This is a genomic window from Nitrospirillum amazonense (genome assembly GCF_007828035.1).
Lineage (GTDB): Bacteria > Pseudomonadota > Alphaproteobacteria > Azospirillales > Azospirillaceae > Nitrospirillum > Nitrospirillum amazonense.
The window spans coordinates 175,940-190,488 of sequence record NZ_VITV01000005.1 but is presented as its reverse complement, the minus strand read 5'-3'; the positions used below and the strand labels follow the sequence as shown (position 1 = coordinate 190,488).

Below are 14,549 nucleotides of genomic sequence, written 5' to 3'. Positions count from 1 at the left end.
GAAGGACTGTCATGGCTAACGCCTATCCCATCATCGACCATCAGTACGACGTCGTCGTCGTGGGCGCCGGCGGCGCCGGCCTGCGCGCGACCTTCGGCATGGCCGAAAAGGGCCTGAAGACGGCCTGCATCACCAAGGTGTTCCCGACCCGCAGCCACACCGTGGCGGCCCAGGGCGGCATTTCCGCCGCCCTCGGCAACATGGGCGAGGACGACTGGCGCTACCACATGTACGACACCGTGAAGGGGTCGGACTGGCTGGGCGACCAGGACGCCATCGAGTACATGGTGCGTGAGGCCGTCCCGGCCATCATCGAGCTGGAACACTACGGCGTGCCCTTCTCGCGCACCCCGGAAGGCAAGATCTACCAGCGCGCCTTCGGCGGCATGACCACCCGCTACGGCGAGGGCCAGGCCCGGCGCACCTGCGCCGCCGCCGACCGCACCGGCCACGCCATCCTGCACACCCTGTATCAGCAGAGCCTGAAGCACGAAGCCGAATTCTTCGTGGAATACTTTGCGCTGGATCTGCTGATGGAAGACGGCGAGTGCAAGGGCGTCCTGGCCTGGAACCTGGACGACGGCACCATCCACCGCTTCCGCGGCCACCAGACGGTGCTGGCCACCGGCGGCTACGGCCGCGCCTACTTCAGCTGCACCTCGGCCCACACCTCCACCGGCGACGGCGGCGGCATGGTGCTGCGCGCAGGATTGCCCCTGCAGGATATGGAGTTCGTGCAGTTCCACCCCACAGGCATCTACGGCTCCGGCTGCCTGATCACCGAGGGTGTGCGCGGTGAGGGCGGTTACCTGACCAACAGCTCGGGCGAGCGCTTCATGGAGCGCTACGCCCCATCGGCCAAGGACCTGGCCAGCCGCGACGTGGTCAGCCGCTCCATGACCGTGGAAATCCGCGAGGGCCGCGGCGTGGGTGAGCACAAGGACCACATCCACCTGCACCTGGAGCATCTGGACCCGGCCATCATCCACGAGCGCCTGCCCGGCATCGCCGAGACCGCCAAGGTCTTCGCGAACGTGGACGTGACGCGCGAGCCCATCCCCGTGCTGCCGACCGTGCACTACAACATGGGCGGCATCCCCACCAACTACCACGGCGAGGTCATCAACCCGACGGCCGAGAACCCGGACCAAGTGGTCCCGGGCCTGATGGCCATCGGCGAGGCGGCCTGCGTGTCGGTGCACGGTGCCAACCGCCTGGGCTCCAACTCGCTGCTGGACCTGGTGGTGTTCGGCCGCGCCGCCGCCAACCGCGCCGCCGAGACGGTGAAGAAGGGTGCCGCGCACAAGACCCTGTCGCAGGACGTGACGGACAAGGCGCTGGCCCACCTGGACAAGGTGCGCAACGCCAAGGGCGGCACCCGCGTCGCCCACCTGCGCCTGGAAATGCAGAAGATCATGCAGAACAACTGCGCCGTCTTCCGCACCGGCGAGGTGCTGGAGGAAGGTGTCGAGCTGATGAAGGGCGTGTGGTCCAAGCGTGACGACATCGCCGTCAGCGACCGCTCGCTGATCTGGAACTCCGACCTGGTGGAAGCGCTGGAGCTGGACAACCTGATGCGCCAGGCCGTGGTCACCATCAACTCGGCGGCCAACCGCAAGGAAAGCCGCGGGGCGCACGCCCGCGAGGACTTCCCCGAGCGCGACGACCACGAGTGGATGAAGCACACCACGTCCTGGGTGGATGAGAAGGGCACCGTCACCCTCGGTGACCGCCCCGTCCACATGTACACCCTGACCGGTGACATTGACGTCATCCCGCCCAAGAAGCGCGTCTACTGACGCCTTAGCCGAACGGACCCGATGCCATGGCCGAGTTCTCCCTTCCCGCCAATTCCAAGGTTCACGCCGGCAAGACCACGTCGGTGAAGACGTCCGCCACCAAGCGGGCCAAGACCTTCCGCATCTATCGCTACGACCCGGACAAGGGCAGCAACCCCACCGAGGACCGCTACGAGATCGACCTCGACAAGTGCGGCCCCATGGTGCTGGACGCCCTGATCCACATTAAGAACGACATCGACAGCACGCTGACCTTCCGCCGGTCGTGCCGCGAGGGCATCTGCGGCTCTTGCGCCATGAATATCGACGGACGCAACACGCTGGCCTGCCTGAAGGCCATCGAGGACGTGAAGGGCGACGTCAAGATCTACCCGCTGCCGCACATGCCGGTGGTGAAGGATCTGGTGCCGGATCTGAACACGATCTACGCCCAGTACACCTCCATTAAGCCCTGGCTGCAGAGCCAGAGCCCGGCGCCGTCGCGTGAGCGGCTGCAGAGCCCGGAGGAGCGTGAGAAGCTGGACGGCCTCTATGAGTGCATCCTGTGCTTCTGCTGCTCCACCAGCTGCCCCAGCTATTGGTGGAACGGCGACAAGTACCTGGGCCCGGCCATCCTGCTGCAGGCCTACCGCTGGATCGCCGACAGCCGTGACGAGATGACCGGTGAGCGCCTGGACAACCTGGAAGATCCCTTCCGGCTGTACCGCTGCCACACCATCATGAACTGCACCCAGACCTGCCCCAAGGGCCTGAACCCGGCGAAGGCCATCGCCGAGATCAAGAAGCTGATGGTGGCCCGCGCCGCCTGACGCCGGTCCTCAACGCGCCGATGATTGCAAACGCCGCGACGGTACGCCCGTCGCGGCGTTTTGCTTTGGGCGGCGTCACTGGCACAGGCTGGTTGCAAAAGTGTCCGGCATGGCCGATGAGAAAGGATCAACCCGCCTCTCCACCGCCGAGATGGACGCCTTGCCCAACAGCCTGATGCAACGCCTGCCGCCACAGCCCACCGGTGCGGAAATCCCAGCACCTCTGTGGCGCTCCAGCGGCTTCCGGGCCATCACCCTGCTCATCCTCGCCCCCATCCTGGCCAAGCTCGGCCTGATCCTGGGCTGGCGCCCGGCGGACCCGCGCTTCGTCGAAGGCTGGCTGGCCAGCGGCGTCACGCGCGACGGGCTGTCCACGCTGGATCCCAACATCGCCTACACCAGCCATGCCCTGGGGCATCGCGCGGCGCTGGACTGGCTGTCCGGCCATATTCCCTGGTGGAACCCCTATTCCGGCATCGGCATGCCGCTGGCCGGCGACATGCAATCCGCCGCCCTGTTTCCGCCCACCCTGTTGCTGGCCCTGCCGAATGGCCAGTTGTATCTGCACATCAGCCTGCAGATCGCATCGGGCGTCTTCACCTGGCTGCTCATGCGGCGCCTGGGGGTCACAGCGCTGGGCGCCATCGTGGCCAGCCTGCTGTTCGAATTCAACGGCACTTTCGCCTGGCTGGCCAATGCCGTCATCAACCCCATCCCCTTCCTTCCCATGGTGTTGCTGGGAGTGGAGGAGGCGCGGGCCCGCGCGCTGGCCGGCCAGCCGGGCGGATGGGGATGGATCGCCGGCGGTCTGGCGCTGTCGCTTTACGCCGGCTTTCCCGAAGTCGCCTACTTCAACGGTCTGCTGATCGCCCTCTGGACCCTGGCACGGCTGGCAGGCCTGGGGGGCCGCTCCATGGCGTACATGGCGCGTATCGCCACCGGGACGGTGGCTGGCCTGCTGCTGGCCGCCCCCATCCTCATCGCTTTCGGGGAATATCTGGGCCACGGCTATCTGGGCAACCATGCCGCCGGCGTGTTTCGTCATTCGCATCTCGACATCCAGCGCCTGCTGACCCTGTTCCTGCCCTATGCCTTGGGCGACCTGGGCCATACCCCGGACGCGCAAGCCTTCATATTCTGGGGCGCCGTCGGCGGTTATACCGGCCTGGTCCTGGTGGTGGTGGCCGCGATGGCGGTCTGGCGCCCCTGGCTGCGCGGGTTGCGGCTGACGCTGGCCGGTTGGTGCGTGGTGGTGACGGGCGCGGTCTATGGCCAGCATGCGATGGTGGCCTTGCTTACCGCCATCCCGGCGGTCGGCGACGCGATGTTCTTCCGGTACTTCAACCCCTCGATCTCGTTCGCGCTGGCCGTGCTGGCCGGCCTGGCCTGCCATGACCTGGCGGAGCGGGCGGCGGAACGACGACCCGGGCTCGTATACTGGAGCGGCTTGGCCGCGGGAGTGGCTTGCTTGGCGGCGCCGCTTTGGCTGTCCCATCGGCTGTACATGAACGCCCCCTTCGTGCCCATCCTGGCCCGGTCGCTGATTTACGCCGTAGTGGCGCTGCTGGCCGTCCGCGAACTGGGCGGCGGTACCTTCAGCAACCGCACGCGGGCTTGGGTACTGGGCACCGCGGCCGTTGCCGAGGCGGTGGTCCTGTTCGTGCTGCCCCTGCGCAACTATCCCAAAAGCGGCCGGTTACAGACAGCCGGCGTAGAGTTCCTGCAGAACAACCTGGGCCTGCAGCGCTTCTACACCCTGGGGCCCATCCAGCCCAACTACAGCGCCTATTACGGTATCGCGGGCATCAACCACAACGACCTGCCGCTGCCCGCGGCCTGGGTGGACCACGTTTTCACCCATCTGGACAACAACACCATCGAATCGGCCTTCGACGGCCATGACCGCAAGGTGGCGGGGGGCCCCACTGCCCTGGAGAACCTGCGCGCTAATCTCGACGCCTATCGGGCCCTGGGCGTGAAATACCTGGTGGCGCCCACCGGCCAAAGCCCCTTCGACTGGAAACCGCCGGGCGTGGCCGTCAGCATGACCGAGGTCTTGCGCCTGGACGACGGCGGCAGCGCCAGCCTGATCCTGCCGCCTGACCCGTCCATGGCCGCCGACCGCGAGGTGCGGTCGGTCGGCGTCCTGGTGGCCACGTATGTGGGGCAGAGCAAGGGCACGCTGGCCGTGCGCTTCTGCGCCGCCGACCGCTGCGCGGAAGGACGCCGGGACCTGGCCACGGCGGCCGACAACCAGTACCTGTCCATTCCCTTGGACACGCCGGTGCCTTGGGCGGGCCCCATGACCATCACCTTCCGCAAGGTCGGGGGCGACTTCCCTGTGGGGCTGTGGACCACGCCGGCACCGGCACGGAATCCGCAAGTGACCTTGCGTTTCGCGTCCCCCGTGGCCGGCGATGAGGTCATGGACATCGTCGAGTTGCCCGGCGCCCGTCCCTATTTCACAGCCGAGGGATGCCGGCTGACGCCCGCCAGCCGTGAGAGGATGACAGCCGACTGCCCCGCCCCGGCCGCACTGACGCGCCTGGAACTGTTCATGCCGGGCTGGACGGCGACGGTGAACGGGACGCCCCAGGCGGTCGGCCAGGACGGCCCGCTGTTCCAGAAGGTCGACCTGCCCGCCGGCCGGTCGGACGTGCGCTTCCACTATCAGCCGCCCCACATGGGCTGGGGCTATGCCGCCTTCCTTGCCGGGCTTGGTTTGGCGGCAGCCAGCGCCCTGCCCTTCGCCCGTAACCGACGTTCCGTCGCGACACCCTGACGACAACGATGACATCAAATGCCGCCAGCAGCCGAAGGTCGCTGTTCCTTGTCCTCATCGCCCCCATCCTGGCCAAGCTGCACCTGATCCTGGGCTGGCGCCTGGCCGATGCCCGCTTTCTGGAAAGCGGCATCGCCGCCCGGGTGCTGCGCCGCAGCTTGTCCACGCTTGACCCCAACATCGCCTATACCAGCCAAGCCCTGGGCCACCGCGCGGCGCTGGACTGGCTTTCAGGCACCATTCCCTGGTGGAATCCCTATTCCGGCGTCGGCATGCCTCTGGCCGGCGACATGCAGTCCGCCGCCCTGTTCCCGCTCACGATGCTGCTGGCCCTGCCCAATGGGCAGCTCTACATGCACATCAGCCTGCAGGTCCTGGCCGGCCTCTTCACCTGGATTCTGCTGCGGCGGCTGGGCCTGGCGCCCATGGCGTCCGCCGTGGCGGCCCTGCTGTTCGAGTTCAACGGCACATACGCCTGGCTGGGCAATGCCGTCGTCAATCCCATCTGCTTTCTGCCCATGACCCTGCTGGGCGTGGAAACCGTGCGGGCCCGCGTCCAGGCGGGCGGGCGCGGCGGCTGGGCCTGGATCATCCTGGGCCTGGCGTTGTCGCTCTATGCCGGCTTCCCTGAGGTCGCCTATTTCAACGGCCTGCTGGTCGGCGTCTGGACGCTGGCACGGCTGGCGGACCTTTCCCGCCGGCAGCGGGCGGATTACCTCGCACGGGTTGCGCTGGGCGCGGTGGGAGGCCTGCTGCTGGCGGGGCCCATCCTGGTCGCCTTCCTGGGCTATCTGCCGGACGCCAACCTGGGCGATCACAGTAACGGCGGCTTCCGCCACGTGCACCTGTCCGCCGCCCGCCTGATCACCCTGGTCCTGCCTTATGCCCTGGGCCGGCTGAGCGACCCCGGCACGGCCGAAAGCTTCGGCTTCTGGGGGGGAGTGGGCGGCTACGCCGGTGTGGGCCTGCTGGCCCTGGGCATGATCGGCGCGGTTGGCACCCACCTGCGTCCCCTGCGCCTGGCCTTGGCAGGGTGGGTCGCCATCGTCACCGGCGCCATGTACGGCCTGCCGGTGGCCAACACCCTGGTGACCGCCATCCCCGGCGTCGGCTGGGCCATGTTCTTCCGCTATTTCGCCCCCTCGGTGGCCTTCGCCCTGGCCGTCCTGGCGGGACTGGCCTGCCAGGATCTGACGGAAGCGGCAAAGCCAACGCGCCGGCAAAGGCTGGGTTTCCTGACGGCACTGGCGTTCATCGCGCTGGCCGTGGGCCTCGCCACCCCCCTGCTGGCGCTGAAGCCCTACCGCTCGCCCTGGCTTTGGGGCTCGCTGGCGGTGGCCGCGATGGTCCTGGGGGGCATGGCGGCTGTTCTGCGCCACCCCACCTTGGGCAGCCGTCGCCGCGCCGGCTGGCTGGGGGGGCTGGCGGTGGCCGAGGCGGTGCTGCTGCTGCTGATACCCACCATGTTCTATCCGAGTGCCGGCGACCTCCGGGAAGGCGGCATCGCTTTCCTGCGAAGCCACCTGGGCCTGCAGCGCTTCTACACCTTGGGTCCCATCCAGCCCAACTACAGCGCCTATTACGGCATTGCCGGCATCAACCACAACAACCTGCCCCTGCCCGCCGCCTGGGTGGATCATGTCGTTCAACGACTGGACGACAACACCTATCCGATCGCCTTCGACGGCCGGGATCGCCGCGCCACCACAGGGCCCACCGCAGTGGAAAATCTGCGGCGCAACCCCGACGCCTATCGCGACATGGGCGTCCGCTACGTCGTTTCCATACCAGGCAAAGGCCCCTTCGACTGGGCTCCTCCCGGGATGGTCGACCTGAGCCAACGTCCGCTCGCCCTGGCCGACGGGGATACGGCGATCCTGACCCTGCCGGCGGGCGCCAGCCGGGTGCCCTTCGATGCCAGGCGCGGCCATGTATCCGCCGTGGGCCTGCATGTCAGTTCCCTGAAGAACGGCGCCGCCGACGGCCGCCTGACACTGCGCCTCTGTGCGGGTACGACATGCGCCGACGGCGGGTACGCATTATCGGATGTCGTTGGTGGCAGCTACATTCTGGTTCCGCTGTCTGGAACCGTTCCGCTGGCGAGTGACGCGCCCCTGACGCTGGCGATCAGCCGGGTGGGCGGACGCAAGCGTTTCGGCCTGGCCATGTGGACGGCGGGGACGGATACGGGGCGAACCCTTACCCTGAACGGCGGACCGATCACGGGCGTGGAACCCCATGTCGCCTTCGCCCTGGTCGCGGCCGAGCCAGCCGATGCCGAGCCTGCCGATGAAGGCGGCGGCCCCGTCTTCCGCGACGACGTGATGCAGATCGACGCGCTGCCCGCCCCCCGGCCGTACTTCGGTGCCGACGGCTGCCACTTGGCGCCGGTCAGCCGGGAACGGCTGGCGGCCGATTGCGCCGCCCCGGCCACACTGACCCGGCTGGAGCTGTTCATGCCGGGCTGGAGGGCCACCGTGAACGGCCAGGAACAGACCATGGCGGCCGACGGCCCGCTGTTCCAGAAGGTCAATCTGCCCGCCGGCCGGTCGGATGTCGTTTTTCGCTACACTCCGCCGCACATCGGGTGGGGCTACGGCGCCTTCGCCGCCGGCTTGGCCTTGACCGTGCTTGGCATGGGCCAAGGCCGGCGGCGAAACCTCAGCGATCCTCGCTGACCGAGATCAGGGCCGTGTCCTTGACGACGCAGCGCATGACATGGCGGCCGGCGGCGGCGGTGATGTCGCGGCGGGGCATCAGGGTGAAGGGCTGGACCACCGTCTGGCGGCCATCGGCATCGGTGGCCAACATGGGCAGGTCGAAGGCGATCTTGTAATAGTCGTCGTACACATGGTCGACCTCACGCCGGCAGACGGTGGTGGCCGTGCGCGGCATGTCGTAGTGGTGGCCGCTGTCGTCGGCGTTGATGACGCAGCCGCTCAAGGATAGGCAGCCGATGGCGGCGCCCAAGATCATCCGGTTACGCATGGCCCTATTCTCCCCTTATATGGCGATGGCGCGCGAGGGCGCGCCCGCCCTCTCTACAAGGACGGTGGGGAAGGACAAGGCGGCGAAACCAGGAGGTTACCCGAATTTACCGGGCGGTAACGCGGGGCCGCCCCACCGTAACGCAAGAGATTCAAACGGGAGGGATTCAATCCAGGGCGGTAGAGCCTTGCGGGACTTGAAATCCACGGACCATTGAGGGATCCAGTCCCAACATCTCCAGCCGCAGGACCGCCAATGCCCCAGATGCCCGCAGCCGCAGGCGCACCGCCGGACCGGAACAGCCGCAACGGCTTTCGCACGGCGTTCATCCTGGCGGTGCTGATGCCTGTGCTGGCCAAGCTGCACCAAATCCTGCATCTGCGCCTGGCCAACCCGGCCCTGATGAACAGCGACCTGGTCACCGGGCTGAACGCCGACGGGGTGTCGTCGCTGGACCCCAACGTCGGCTTCACCAGCCAGACGCTGGGGCATCGCGCGGCCCTGGACCTGCTGTCAGGCCACCTGCCCTGGTGGAACCCGTATGAAGGCGTGGGCATGCCGCTGGCCGGAGAGATGCAGTCGGCGGCGCTGTTCCCCCTGACGCCGCTGCTGGCCCTGCCGGACGGCCAGCTTTACATGCACATCGCGATGCAGATCATCGCCGGCATCTTCACCGTGCTGCTGATGCGCCGCTTGGGCACGGACGCCCTGGCCGCCGGCACCGCCGCCCTGCTGTTCGAATTCAACGGCACGTACGCCTGGCTGGCCAACGCCGTCATCAACCCCATCTGCTTCCTGCCCATGATCCTGCTGGGAGTGGAGGATGTCCGTCTGACTGTGATCGCCGGCCGCGAGGGGACGCGCCGGGGGGGATGGGGCTGGATCGGGCTGGGGGTCGCGCTATCCCTGTACGCCGGCTTTCCGGAAATGGCCTACCTGGACGGGCTGCTGGCCGCCGCCTGGACCATGGCCCGCCTGCCCGGCCTGGAACGCCGCCAAGCCGCGATGTACCTGGCGCGCCTGGCGCTGGGCGTCGGGGCCGGCGTCCTGCTGGCCGCCCCCATCCTGATCGCCTTCCTGGGATATCTGCCGCACGCTTTCGTGGGCGCCCATGGCGGCGAAGGCTATCGTTATGTCCGACTGGGTCAGGAACGCCTCATCACCTTGCTGATGCCCTACCTCCATGGGCGGCTGACGGACGCTACCACCGCGGACGCCGGCGTCTTCTGGGGGCGGGCCGGGGGCTATATCGGCATGATGATGCCGGCCATGGCAGTGATGGGCCTGTGGGCGCGGCGGTGGCGCGGCCTGCGCCTGACCTTGGGCGCATGGTCGCTCTTCACCATCGCCACCCTCTACGGCGTGCCTGGCCTGACCCATCTGGTCACCGCCGTGCCCATGGTCACCAACAGCATCTTCACGCGCTACCTGCCGCCCTCTTTCGAATTCGCCCTGGCTGTCCTGGCCGGCTTGGCCTGCCACGACTTGGCCTCCCACGACTTGGCCCAGGCCGGCGATATGCGGCGATTGTGGGCCCGCCCGCTTTTTCGGAACGGGGCCGCCGCCCTGGCGCTGCTGGTGTTGGCCGCCGCCGTCCTGTCGTGGGGCCGCTTCAACGACGCCGCCGTCCTGACATGGTACCGGCTATCGATGGGCTGCGCCGCGGCCTTGGCGCTGGGTGTCTGCATCCTGGCATTCCCGCGTCTGGATGGCCGGCGCCAGGCCCTGGGCCTGGCGGCCTTCACCGTCGTGGAGGCCATCGCCCTGTTCCTGGTGCCGGCGGTGTGGACGGTCAGGGCCGGCACGCTGCAGCTGGGGGGCATCCACTTCCTGCGGCAGAATTTGGGATTGCAGCGCTTTTACACCCTGGGACCCATACAGCCCAACTATGGGTCCTTTTACGGCGTCGCCAGCCTGAACCACGATGACCTGCCCCTGCCCGCCGCCTGGACGCGCTACGTTCACGACCATCTGGACGACAACACCACCGGTGTGACCTTCGGCCCCTATGGACACCTGGATCCCAGCCGGGGCAGCCAGGCGCAAAACCTGATGCGCAACCTGGACGCCTTCCGCGAGGTGGGTGTCAAATACGTGGTCGCCCCGCCGGGCATTTCGCCCTTCGGATGGGATGCCGGCCAGGACCCGAACGACCCTGGCCACCAGCCCCTGCGCCTGGACGACGGCACGCGGGTGACGCTGGAGGTGCCGGATTATCCGGCGGGGAATGAGGTGCATGACGTCAGCGTCATGCTGGGAACCTACGGCGACAAGAGCGACGGGGCTTTGCTGGTGACGGCGTGCCGGGGCGACGTCTGCGCCACCGGGCGAACCGACCTGGCCACCGCCCGTGACGGCCGCTATGCCCGCATCTCCCTGGACCATCCCCTGCTGCCCGGCAGCGCGCCGGTCACCCTGGAATGGCGCAAGTCCGGCGGCGCGGTGCCGGTGGTCATCTGGGCCATTCAAGGCCATGCCGGCCGGCCCCGCGCCCTGGCCCTGGACGGCGTACCCAAGCCGGGATGGGAAGCCGTCATCGGCCTGGGCTCACCCGTTCCGGCCTTCGTGGATGCGCCCATCTATTCCGATGCCGTCATGGACATTTATGAGATGCGCCAGCCCCCGGCACCCTATTTCCAGGCTGACGGGTGCGCGATCGACGCCACCGTGCGCGTGCAGGCGGCCGTGGATTGTCCCGCGCCGGCAACGCTGACACGGCGGGAACTCTACCTGCCTGGATGGACAGCCACCGTCAACGGCCAGGACAGCCCCGTCCTGCGGCAGGGGGAACTGTTCCAGCGGGTCGCCCTGCCTGCGGGCCGGTCGGTGGTGGAGTTCCACTTCCGCCCGCCCTTCATGCCCCTGGGGTACGCGGCCTTCGCCGCCGGCTTGTTGCTGACGGCCCTGGGATGGCGGACATGGAGGGGGCGGGAAAAAGCGTCCCGCGCCGGCAGCTAGCAGGCGAAATCGCTGATCTTGCCATCGGCGTCCAGGTGGACCACGCACAGCCAGGTACCGCTGGCATACCGCGCCTCATAGACGTCGTGGCTGACGCGGGCGTCGGGCGCGTCCTTCTTGTTCAGCGCGCGCTCGATGCTGCCGATATAGCGCAGGCCCTGCAAGGCGCCCCGCCCCGCGGCGCGGTTCGGGCGGGCCAGCAGCTTGCTCAGGCGGGGCAGCAGGTTGGGGGTGTAGAGGCCAGGCGTCAGCTGGCCGCCATCCCAGTCGGCCAGGGCCTGGCGCAGGGCCGCCAGGCTGGGCGGGGCCGCGTCCGCCGGTGGTTCGAAATGCACGCCACGCGCCGGCACCTGCGCCGTCACCGGCAGGAAACCCACCAGCCGGCCGTTGGCCTGGCCGGTGAAGGATAATTGCTGGCCCGCCGTTCCCTCGACCTCGGCATCGACATGGAAGGCGATGCCACCCGCCAGGCTCCATGACAGGCTGAGGTGGCGCTCCTCCAGCTCCCCCTCCCCCACCGAGTCCAGCAGGGGGCAATAGGCCCGCAGGCGGCCACGCGTCTGCTCGAACCGGCAGATGTGGGTGTCGTTCTCATAGCGCTTGTAGAAAGCCGAATCGCCCAGGCCGAAGGTGGAGCGGGCGGTGATCTTCCAATAGCCGCTGACGTCCAAGGGCGTCACCACCACCTCCTGGATGCCGGTGTCCGGGGGCGGCGCGAACGGCCCGGCGGCCGTGGCCGGCGCAGGTTGGGCGGATCGTGACAGGGCGGCGGCCGGCCGCTTGCCCGTCGTCGCGGCGGATGGCGCGCCAGGGACCGGCGCCACGTCCGGCGCGACTTGGGGATCGGCCCCGTCGGCGCCGGGCTGGCGGGGGCCCTCCACCGGCGGCAGCACCACCCCATCGGCGGGGCCGCCCAGATGATGCAGGGCGGTGCCATGTTCCTGGGCGTTGTTGCTGGCGCAAGCCGCCAGGCCCAGCATCAGCGCCACCGCAAGTCCGCTGCGCCGCTTGCGCATCCTTACGCTCCGCCGCCCTGGCCGTCCGCACCGCCCCCGGCTTCCGGCACCTGATGCTTCAGGATCAGGGGCACCTGAGCCATGCTGAACAGCACGAACAGCGGAATGACGACGAAGGACTTATAGGCCACCCACTGGTCGGTGGTCAGAAAACGCCACGCCACCTCGTTGGCGCCGGCCAGCACCAGGAAAAAGGCCATCCAGCGCACGGTCAGGCGGCGCCAGCCGGCGGGATCCAGCTCCACGCCCACCAGCACCTGGGCCAGAAGGTTGCGGCGCAGGGCCACGCCCACGGCCAGGGCCAGGGCGAACAGCAGGTAGATGATGGTGGCCTTCACCTTGATGAAGGTCTCATCGTTCAGCCACAGGGTCAGGCCGCCAAACACCAGCACAAAGCCGCAGGTGACCAGCGGCATCAGCGGCCACTTGCCGTCCAGCTTGCGATAAATGGGCAGGGCCACCACCGCCGCCACCATGAAGGCGGCGGTGGCGACCATGATCCCACCCTTGGCGTTGGCCACGAAGAAGACGACCAACGGGCCCCATTCCAGAAGCAGACGGATCAGCTGGGACATTACTGGAACGCCGCCTCGACGAAGCTGCGCAGCTTGCGGCTGTGCAGGCGTTCCAGGCCGTTCTCCCGCATCAGCTCCATGGCGAGCATGCCGATGGCCAGGTGCTGGTCCACCCGGGCGCGGTAGAAGTGGTTGGCCATGCCGGGCAGCTTCAGCTCGCCATGCAGCGGCTTGTCCGACACGCACAGCAGGGTGCCATAGGGCACGCGGAAGCGGAAGCCGTTGGCGGCGATGGTGGCCGATTCCATATCCAGCGCGATGGCGCGGCTCTGGCTGAAGCGCTGCACCGGCTCGCGGTAGTCACGAAGTTCCCAGTTGCGGTTGTCGATGGTGGCCACTGTGCCGGTGCGCATGAGGCTCTTCAGCTCCCAGCCCTCCAGCCCGGTGACGTGGCCCACCGCCTTTTCCAGGGCCACCTGCACCTCGGCCAGGGGCGGCACGGGGATCCAGGTGGGCAGGTCGGCGTCCAGCACCTTGTCCTCGCGCACGTAGCCGTGGGCCAGGACGTAGTCGCCCAGGCGCTGCGTCTCACGCAGGCCGGCGCAGTGGCCCAGCATCAGCCAGACGTGGGGCCGCAGCACGGCGATATGGTCGGTGATCGTCTTGGCGTTGCTGGGGCCGACACCGATGTTGACGATGGTGATGCCGTTCCCGTCCGCCCGCTTCAGGTGATAGGCGGGCATCTGGGGCAGGCGCTTGACCCGCTCCCCCTCAGTGGCGCGGCCGGGTTCCACGGCCTGATTAAAAGTCACGTGGTCGCCGGGCTCGACGAAGGCCACGTATTGCGAGCGGTAGGCCTGCACCTCCGGATCGTCCGACGGCTGCATGGTCTCCAGCCCCCGGCGCACGAACTCGTCGATGTAGAACTGGTAGTTGGTGAACAGCACGTAGTTCTGGAAGTGGTCCGGCGCCGTGGCGGAATAGTGCTTCAGCCGGTGCAGGCTGTAGTCCACGCGCGGCCCGGTGAACAGGGCCAGCGGCTCAGGCGAGCCCGGCGGGCATTCATAGGTGCCGTTGACGATGCTGTCATCCATGACCGCCAAGTCGGGCAGGTCGAAGACCTCGCGCAGCTTGCGCAAATGTTCCGGCGGCAGGTCGCCTTCCACATGCATGCCTTCCGGGAAGGCGAACTGGATGGGGATGGGCATGTCGCTCACCCCCACCTCGATGCTGGTGGTGTGGTTGCGCAGCAGCTGCTGGAACTGGTGGCGGTAGTAGTGGGCGTAAAGGTCGGGCCGCGTCAGCGTGGTGCGGTAGGTGCCGGGACCGGAAACGAAGCCATAGGCCAGGCGGCTGTCCACCCGGGGCTCATGGTCCACCGTCACCTGCACGAACGGATAGAAGCGGCGCACCCGGCCGGTGAAACTCTCGCCCCTGGCATAATCCTGGAAGCGGGCCCGCAAATGCCCGACCGCATCATTGTACAGCGCCAGCACATGGGTGAAGGCAGCATCCGCGTCGGTGAAGGTGACGACCTTGTCAGCCTGCAGGGAAACCGGTGCGTTCAATCGGAAAACTCCTCTTTTATTCTGGGGTCCTTCCCGCCTGCGGCCGGATTGCCGTCGGCGGACCCCTTCGTCAGCAAAGTCTTTTAAAAATAGAAAAGCCGCACCGGGCTTTTC

Annotated in this window: 9 protein-coding genes; 5 read left to right on the top strand and 4 right to left on the bottom strand. The window is 68.0% G+C overall.

What is annotated here, in order from left to right; genetic code table 11:
• The first annotated feature begins 11 nt into the window (after positions 1 to 11).
• The 4 genes from sdhA to FBZ87_RS15965 all read left to right on the top strand — a co-directional run bounded on the left by sdhA (position 12) and on the right by FBZ87_RS15965 (position 8,068).
• Positions 12 to 1,799 carry a succinate dehydrogenase flavoprotein subunit gene (gene sdhA, locus FBZ87_RS15980; RefSeq protein ID WP_145611293.1) on the top strand — a complete coding sequence of 596 codons (1,788 nt, stop codon included), beginning with the start codon at positions 12 to 14 and terminating at the stop codon, positions 1,797 to 1,799.
• Between the two features lie 26 nt (positions 1,800 to 1,825).
• Positions 1,826 to 2,608, top strand: a complete 783-nt coding sequence (locus tag FBZ87_RS15975) for a succinate dehydrogenase iron-sulfur subunit (RefSeq protein WP_145611292.1) — start codon at positions 1,826 to 1,828, stop codon at positions 2,606 to 2,608.
• Positions 2,609 to 2,717: 109 nt separating this feature from the next.
• Positions 2,718 to 5,390: a hypothetical protein gene (locus tag FBZ87_RS15970; protein WP_145611291.1), complete on the top strand. Its 2,673-nt coding sequence runs from the start codon at positions 2,718 to 2,720 to the stop codon at positions 5,388 to 5,390.
• Positions 5,391 to 5,398: 8 nt separating this feature from the next.
• Positions 5,399 to 8,068: a glycosyltransferase family protein gene (locus FBZ87_RS15965; protein ID WP_145611290.1), complete on the top strand. Its 2,670-nt coding sequence runs from the start codon at positions 5,399 to 5,401 to the stop codon at positions 8,066 to 8,068.
• Here the strand turns inward: FBZ87_RS15965 and FBZ87_RS15960 are convergent.
• Entirely contained in the window at positions 8,052 to 8,378 is a 327-nt protein-coding gene (locus FBZ87_RS15960; RefSeq protein WP_145611289.1) for a hypothetical protein, read from the bottom strand. The two genes, FBZ87_RS15965 and FBZ87_RS15960, sit on opposite strands and share 17 nt — an antisense overlap.
• A 264-nt stretch (positions 8,379 to 8,642) precedes the next feature.
• Between FBZ87_RS15960 and FBZ87_RS15955 the strand changes: the two genes are divergently transcribed.
• Positions 8,643 to 11,336, top strand: a complete 2,694-nt coding sequence (locus FBZ87_RS15955) for a YfhO family protein (protein ID WP_145611288.1) — start codon at positions 8,643 to 8,645, stop codon at positions 11,334 to 11,336.
• Here the strand turns inward: FBZ87_RS15955 and FBZ87_RS15950 are convergent.
• The 3 genes from FBZ87_RS15950 to FBZ87_RS15940 are packed head-to-tail and all read right to left on the bottom strand — an operon-like array spanning position 11,333 to position 14,435.
• Positions 11,333 to 12,352 carry a hypothetical protein gene (locus tag FBZ87_RS15950; RefSeq protein WP_145611287.1) on the bottom strand — a complete coding sequence of 340 codons (1,020 nt, stop codon included), beginning with the start codon at positions 12,350 to 12,352 and terminating at the stop codon, positions 11,333 to 11,335. The genes FBZ87_RS15955 and FBZ87_RS15950 overlap by 4 nt on opposite strands.
• Positions 12,353 to 12,354: 2 nt before the next feature.
• The gene (locus FBZ87_RS15945) at positions 12,355 to 12,927 is read right to left on the bottom strand and encodes a septation protein A (RefSeq protein ID WP_145611286.1); all 573 of its coding nucleotides are present in this window, start codon (positions 12,925 to 12,927) and stop codon (positions 12,355 to 12,357) included.
• Positions 12,927 to 14,435: an AMP nucleosidase gene (locus FBZ87_RS15940; protein ID WP_145611285.1), complete on the bottom strand. Its 1,509-nt coding sequence runs from the start codon at positions 14,433 to 14,435 to the stop codon at positions 12,927 to 12,929. The genes FBZ87_RS15945 and FBZ87_RS15940 overlap by 1 nt, the downstream gene beginning before the upstream one ends.
• Positions 14,436 to 14,549 lie beyond the last annotated feature (114 nt).

Bases quoted from the DNA above. Each gene is read 5' to 3' on its own strand.
- FBZ87_RS15950 (WP_145611287.1), bottom strand. From the start codon at position 12,352: ATGCGCAAGCGGCGCAGCGGACTTGCGGTGGCGCTGATGCTGGGCCTG.
- FBZ87_RS15970 (WP_145611291.1), top strand. From the start codon at position 2,718: ATGGCCGATGAGAAAGGATCAACCCGCCTCTCCACCGCCGAGATGGAC.
- FBZ87_RS15955 (WP_145611288.1), top strand. From the start codon at position 8,643: ATGCCCGCAGCCGCAGGCGCACCGCCGGACCGGAACAGCCGCAACGGC.
- FBZ87_RS15975 (WP_145611292.1), top strand. From the start codon at position 1,826: ATGGCCGAGTTCTCCCTTCCCGCCAATTCCAAGGTTCACGCCGGCAAG.
- FBZ87_RS15965 (WP_145611290.1), top strand. From the start codon at position 5,399: ATGACATCAAATGCCGCCAGCAGCCGAAGGTCGCTGTTCCTTGTCCTC.
- sdhA (WP_145611293.1), top strand. From the start codon at position 12: ATGGCTAACGCCTATCCCATCATCGACCATCAGTACGACGTCGTCGTC.
- FBZ87_RS15960 (WP_145611289.1), bottom strand. From the start codon at position 8,378: ATGCGTAACCGGATGATCTTGGGCGCCGCCATCGGCTGCCTATCCTTG.
- FBZ87_RS15945 (WP_145611286.1), bottom strand. From the start codon at position 12,927: ATGTCCCAGCTGATCCGTCTGCTTCTGGAATGGGGCCCGTTGGTCGTC.